Source organism: Dactylosporangium sp. NPDC049525 (assembly GCF_040676755.1).
Taxonomy (GTDB): Bacteria; Actinomycetota; Actinomycetes; order Mycobacteriales; family Micromonosporaceae; genus Dactylosporangium.
The window spans coordinates 1-6,365 of sequence record NZ_JBFAPO010000133.1; the positions used below are offsets into that span (position 1 = coordinate 1).

The window sequence follows — 6,365 nt, forward strand, 5'->3', positions numbered from 1 at the left end:
GACAGGACCTCGTCACAGGTCCTGTCCCGTTGTCGTTGCCCGGTACCTGCCGTCTACGAGGCCGAAGCCGCGCCGGCGGCCGCCTCCTGCCGCTCCTCCTCGACGTTGAGCTCGTCGTAAAACGGGCAACCCCAGAGCCGCTCGAACGGGGCGAACGTGTCCAGCCGGGACTGCGCCGTCAGGTACTGCACCAGCTCGTTGCGCGGGTTCCAGAAGTCGCCGCTGACCAGGCGCGCCACCCATTTGTTGTCGCCGAGTTCGTCGCCGGAGATGTCGTAGCCGGCGTTCTTCAGCAGGCCTCGCAGGCTGTACCCGGCCTCGTAGTAGGCGTAGATCAAGCGGGCGTACATGTCGAAGCCGGTCTTGTAGAAGCGCGTGTACAGCTCCTGCTGTTCCTCGGCCGTCTCCGGCTCGTCCAAGAGCATGTCGATCGCCGCCGCCGCCTGACGGCCGGTCACCATCGCCAGGAACACACCCGCAGAGAAGATCGGGTCGAAGAAGCAGCCGGAGTCACCCACCAGGAACCAGCCTGGCCCGGCAGCGGTCTCGGAGTAGTACATGTAGTCGGTCTCGACCATCACGTCGGTCAGTGGCCGGGTTCCGACGAGCCGCTGCTGGATGCGTTCGACGCGGGAGATGTGCTCGTAGTGCAGCGCCTCGCGGTCGTCGGCGCGCTGCAGGACCTCGCGCGGCATGCAGGCACCGACGCTGATGGCGTTCTTGCCGATCGGGATGGCCCAGACCCAGCCGTCGAGGTGCTCGCCGATCTGAATGTCGCCCTCGACGCCAGGGTTCTGTGTCTCATCGAGGTCGGTGAAGTGCCGGAACACTGCCACCATGCGCCGGCGGTCGCCGCTGCGGCGCAGCCCGAACGCCTGCGACACCTTGCTCGCCCGACCGGCCGCGTCGACAACGTACGGCGCGTACGCGGTCAGCGTCTGCCCCCGGTACTGGTACTGCACGCCCACGACGCGCTCGCCGTCGAGGATGAGCTCGTGCACCGTCGCTTCGTGCAGCACCGTGGCACCGGATTCGGCGGCAAAGTCGCACAGCAGCTTGTCGTACTCGGCTCGTTCGGTCTGGAACGTCTCGTGCTGCCGGCCGGGACCCTGCTTCTCGAATGGGATACGCCCGAAACGGCCCAGGCGTCCACCGGTGAACTCGGCGCCGAATTTGGTCGGGAAGCCTTGCGACATCACGCGGTCCAGGACACCCATCTCTTTCAAGATGAGCATCGTCGGCGGCAGCATCGACTCTCCGATGTGGAACCGGGGGAACGATCGGCGCTCCAGCACCAGGACCTTCCGGCCCTTCTTGGCGAGCATCGTCGCCGTCGTGCTCCCGGCCGGACCAGCACCGATCACGATCGCATCGAAGCGCGCTGCGTCATGCTGTGCGGATTCAGGCATTGTCTCTCCAGTCAGTCGAAGTGGTCTTCTCGAGGCACATGCGGGATTTGCCGGACCGACGACGCACCCTCCGCCAGCCTCACAGCCGCGGGAGACACACGGCACCTTCCTGTTTGCCCGTCCGTGCGGCTGCTGCATGGCACGCCGGCATTCGTTACCTGCGCACGCTGGAACACGCCCCGCGCATCGACAGACGCGACGATGACTGACGGAGCGCACGCCGGCACGGCGATGCGCCTGCCACCGTTGTAGGCCACCAAAGACGCTGGAGGAGCGATGAGTCCCCCGCTGATCGGCACGCTCGACGTGCCTGGCGCCGGCATCTACTACGAGCGGCGAGGTAAGGGCCCGACGCTGCTGCTGATCTCCACTGGCAATGGCGACGCCGCGCCGTTCACCCCGCTCGCTGAACGTCTGGCCGAGCACTACACCGTCATCACCTACGACCGGCGCGGCTACTCACGCAGCCCGCTGCATGGCCCGCTCGACAATGACCGGCACCTCGACGACGACATCGACGATGCGCGCCGGCTGCTCGATCACGTCTCCGCCGAGCCGGGCTATGTCGCCGGCACATGCTCCGGCGCGATCGTGGCGTTGGGTCTCGCCACGCGGTTCCCGGAACGCATCCGCCTGCTCGTCGCCCACGAGCCCCCGTCGGTGTCGGTGTTGCCCGACGCGGCGCACTGGCTGCAGTTCCACCAGGAGCTGTACGACACCTACCGCACCGTCGGCATTGAGGCCGCCCGGGATGCGTTCCGCGACTACGCCGGCCTGGGCGACACCCGTCCACCGCCCGGTGCGGAGCTCCCGCCGGCGCAGCTGGCGGAACTGCTGGCCCGGCTCAAGCCCAACCAGGTGTTCTGGTTCGAGAACGAGCTGCTGACCTACCCGGCGTACGTCCCTGACACCGAGGCGCTACGGTCCTTGGCCGACCGGGTCGTCCTCGCCGGCGGTACAACGTCACGCGACCACTTCTCCTGCCGTCCGACCACGGTGCTGGCCGAGCAGATCGGCGCACCGGTGCACCTGTTCCCCGGCAGCCACGTCGGCCACGTCACTCATCCGTACGAGTATGCCGACGCGCTGCTGCGGGTGCTCGGCCGCGAACCCACGCGCTGACGACGGTCGACGCCATCATCCTGGCTGGATGATGGCGTCGACCGTCGGGTGTTGGTACTCCGCTCAGGCACCCACATGCATGTGGTGGCCGGCATGCGGGTCGACGCCGGCGGGAACGGTCGCCGATGGGTACTGGTCGGGGTAGAAGAAGCCGAACCCGACCTGCGGGTCGAAGCCTGGCATCGGCCTCCCCGGGTTCAGCATCGACACCGTCGCCGCACCGGTGATGCTGGCGAAGAGGTGCAGATCCCACAGCCGCGGATGCGTCATGCCGACAGGGCATCCGCACTCCTCGGCCGTCGGCGGGATCGCCCCGGCCGCCGCACCGTGCCATGCCTCCTGCGGCGGCGCCGGGATGTTCGCCCACGTGTCGGCCGGATGCACGCTACGCTCGTGCACCAGCCAGTCTTGCTTGGTGAGGCAGCTGAGGCCCGGATCGTCGGGATACGACGGCGGCTGACCGGGCATGTACATACCGGCATACCCCCAGCCGGCCAATGTGTACGGGAAGTCGGCGCCGTTGGGGTCGGTCACGTTCTTCGCTTTGCCGTTGGGACGGTAGAGCAGCATCGCAGGCTTGCCCGGTCCGGTGTACTCGCCGCCGTTGATGATGGACAGACCCATCCCGCGGATGCTGTTGTAGGCGTGGGAGAAGACGAAGTACTGGACGCCGTCACGCGGCTGAGCGAGCCGCTCGACGTCGGCCTCGTTCCGCAGCACCAGGAAGTCCTTCATGAACGAAAGGACCCGGCGCTGCTCCAGCGCCAACGAGCGGTAGCGTTCGATGTGCGTGCAGCCGCTTCTCGTGCGATGGCTGACATCGAACACGGTGGCTGACGACACGACGCCATCGTTTCGCAGTTGGGCAGCGTCGACAGCCGTTGCCGGAGTGGCACCGAGCACCAGGACGGCAACAGCCGCCAGCGCTGCGGCCGACCCTCCTCGTCTGATGAGTCCGGTGTGCGCCACAGGCATCCTCCTTGGTTGGTTCCGTGAATGGGTCCGAGCGTTACGTGAACATGCGCATCAGACACTAGAAGCGGCTCCGGGCAGCTTCACCCGCCAACGTGCTACGTGATCACGGACGCCCTCCAGGTGACCGCACTGGCGAAGGTGAGCGGTGCAATCCTCACGCGCACGATGAGGCGGGGTGCGCAGGGCTAGGCGCAGCGCAGGATGCCCGGCACGCATCGCCGTACACATAGCGTCCAATCCTCGTGAAGGTGGCCTCCGTGAAAGCTGCTGTCATCCCCGCCGTCAACACCGCCTGGGAACTACGTGACATCCCGCAGCCGCAGCCCGGTGCCGGTGAGGTCCTCATCCGCGTACATGCTTGCGGTGTCTGCTCCAACGACGTCCTCGCCACGGTGGGTGCTCTGCCGTTCCCCTCGATCGAGCCGGCCGTGACCGGCCACGAAGCGGTCGGTGAGGTCGTCGACGTCGGCCCGGGCGTGCGGTCACGCCAGGTGGGTGACCGTGTCGGCACCACCTGGGTCCGGGCGGGCTGCGGCCGCTGCGACTACTGCCGGCTGGGTCTCCCGGTCGGCGGTCAGACCGCGATGAACTGCCCGGGCGCGGTGCAGACCGGATTCACCGCTCCGGGTGGCCATGCCGAATACATGACCGTTAGCGCCGACGAGACCGTGCTGCTGCCCGAGGACCTGCCCTTTGTGCTCGCGGCGCCGGTCATGTGCGCCGGATACACGGCGTGGTCGGCCCTGCGTGCGGGCCGGCCCAGACCAGGAGACCGGGTTGCCGTGCTCGGCATCGGCGCGCTCGGGCACCTCGCGCTGCAGTACGCGTCGGCATGCGGTTACGAGACGGTGGCGATCACGCGCTCCGTCGACAAGCACAAACTGGCCAAGGCCCTCAACGCCGACTTCGTTGTCGCCGACGGCGAGCAGCTGCGCGGGATCGGTGGCGCAGACGTGATTCTGGCGACCGCTCCGTCGCACGCGGCGGCCGCTGCCTCATTGGCAGGCCTTCGAGTCAATGGTCGCCTGGTCCTGGCGGGCCTCGACGGCAGGGAGCCGTTCAGCATCCCGCCGACGATGCAATACCCCTTCTTCGCCCAGGGCCAGAGCATCATCGGCGCCACACACGGCGGTCCATCGCAGTTGCGCGAGGCGCTCGACCTCGTCGCCGCCGGCAAGGTCACCCCGATGGTGGAGACGTTCCCGGCCGCACGCGTGGCCGAGGCCGTGGACAAGGTGGCACGTGGAGAGGTCCGGTTCCGAGCGGTCATCACCTACGCATGACCGTCGTGGCTCTGACTGACGCACCGCGGATCGTCGCAGGTGTCGACCGGCCGTACACACCGACGGATCCGGGGCGCCCGCCGGCGAACCCCTCACAAACATCACCGCCCATCTGCGAGGTCCAGCAATGACACAGATCAAGGGACGCGCCGTCGTGCTCGGCGCCAGCATGGCCGGCCTGCTCGCCGCACGAGTGCTCGCCGAGTTCTACCCGCAGGTTTTGGTGATCGACCGTGACCGCGTGATCGGAGTTCGCACGTCGCGGCGTGGGGCGCCGCACACGGTGCATGCGCATGGCCTGCACGCCCGTGGGCAGCTCAACTTTGAGGACCTGTTTCCGGGCTTGCTGCAGGAGCTGCGCGACGCCGGTGTGCCCACCGGGGATCTCGGCGAGATGCGCTGGTACTTCAACGGCCGTAAGATCCGTCCGGCGCGCACTGGGCTGATCTCGGTCACGGCGCCGCGTCCCGTGCTCGAGCACCACGTCCGCAGCCGGGTGGCGTCGCTGAGCAACGTCAAGTTCCTCGAGGAGTACAACATTCTCGGGTTGACCGCCAGCGACGACGCGGCCCAGGTCACCGGTGTCCGTGTGCAGCACCGCAGCGACAACGCGACGCCTGAGCTGCTTGAGGCCGACCTTGTCGTCGACGCGACGGGGCGCGGCTCGCGCACCCCTGCCTGGCTGGAGGAGATCGGCTACCAGCGGCCTCGTGAGGAACGCGTCAAGGTGGGCCTGGCCTACACGACGCGGCACTACAGGACCCGGCCCGAATGGTTCGACGGCGTCCAGTCGATCAACCCGGTCGCATCCCCGGCACACCCCCGCGGCGCGTTCTTCGGCCAGGTCGCGCCGGAAACGTGCATCCTGTCGCTGACCGGCATCCTCGGTGATCACCCGCCGACCGACCCGACCGGGTTCCTGGAGTTCGCCCGGTCGCTGCCCGTGGCGGACATCTACGAGGCAATCCGCGACGTCGACGCCCTCGACGATGCGGTGTCGTTCCGGTTCCAGGCAAGCGTGCGGCGCCACTACGAGACCCTGACGAGGTTCCCGCAGCGGCTTCTGGTGCTGGGTGACGCGGTGTGCAGCTTCAACCCCGTCTACGGCCAGGGCATGAGCGTGGCCAGTATTGAGGCGCTCGCGCTGCGCGAGCACCTGCGCCGCGGCGCAGTACCGCATCCGCTGGCGTTCTTCGCCGACGTCGCCCACGCGATCGACACGCCGTGGGAGATCTCGGCCGGCGGGGATCTCGACTTTCCCGGCGTCGAAGGCCGGCGCACCGTGAAGGTGTCGGTCGGAAACGCGTACATGGCGCGCCTGCAGTACGCGGCCACGAAGGACTCGCGGGTCACCGACGGTTTCATGCGGGTGGCCGGTCTCGTCGACTCGCCGGAATCGTTGATGCGCCCGGCGATGGTGGCCAGGGTCTTGCGGCATGCCGTGCGCCGGCCGGGCCCGGGACCGTCCTGGTTGGACACCGCACGCTGACACGGCGGCGAGCACCCCGGGCGGGGTGGGCGGCGGGCGGTTGTTAAAGACACACACCCCCCCCCAACGCACCCGCGCCCACCCCCC

General features: G+C 68.3%; 5 protein-coding genes. 3 read left to right on the plus strand and 2 right to left on the minus strand.

Annotation, left to right across the window (positions count from 1 at the left end; translation table 11 throughout):
- Window positions 1-53: 53 nt before the first annotated feature.
- Entirely contained in the window at window positions 54-1,547 is a 1,494-nt protein-coding gene (locus AB0K00_RS57405; RefSeq protein WP_363540106.1) for a tryptophan 7-halogenase, read from the minus strand.
- Window positions 1,548-1,685: 138 nt separating this feature from the next.
- Between AB0K00_RS57405 and AB0K00_RS57410 the strand changes: the two genes are divergently transcribed.
- Window positions 1,686-2,531 (plus strand): alpha/beta hydrolase, encoded by an 846-nt coding sequence (locus tag AB0K00_RS57410; RefSeq protein ID WP_363540108.1) that lies wholly within the window; start codon window positions 1,686-1,688, stop codon window positions 2,529-2,531.
- A 63-nt stretch (window positions 2,532-2,594) separates the two neighbouring features.
- Here the strand turns inward: AB0K00_RS57410 and AB0K00_RS57415 are convergent, their stop codons facing one another.
- Window positions 2,595-3,500: a hypothetical protein gene (locus AB0K00_RS57415; protein WP_363540110.1), complete on the minus strand. Its 906-nt coding sequence runs from the start codon at window positions 3,498-3,500 to the stop codon at window positions 2,595-2,597.
- 263 nt (window positions 3,501-3,763) lie between these two features.
- Here AB0K00_RS57415 and AB0K00_RS57420 point away from each other — a divergent pair, with 263 nt between their 5' ends.
- A complete protein-coding gene (locus AB0K00_RS57420) occupies window positions 3,764-4,789 on the plus strand; it encodes an alcohol dehydrogenase catalytic domain-containing protein (RefSeq protein ID WP_363540112.1) in 1,026 nt (341 codons plus the stop codon).
- Between the two features lie 127 nt (window positions 4,790-4,916).
- Entirely contained in the window at window positions 4,917-6,278 is a 1,362-nt protein-coding gene (locus AB0K00_RS57425) for an FAD-dependent monooxygenase (protein ID WP_363540114.1), read from the plus strand.
- Window positions 6,279-6,365 lie beyond the last annotated feature (87 nt).

Coding starts and splice junctions, on each gene's coding strand:
- AB0K00_RS57405 (WP_363540106.1), bottom strand. CDS start 1,547: ATGCAGCAGCCGCACGGACGGGCAAACAGGAAGGTGCCGTGTGTCTCC.
- AB0K00_RS57410 (WP_363540108.1), top strand. CDS start 1,686: ATGAGTCCCCCGCTGATCGGCACGCTCGACGTGCCTGGCGCCGGCATC.
- AB0K00_RS57425 (WP_363540114.1), top strand. CDS start 4,917: ATGACACAGATCAAGGGACGCGCCGTCGTGCTCGGCGCCAGCATGGCC.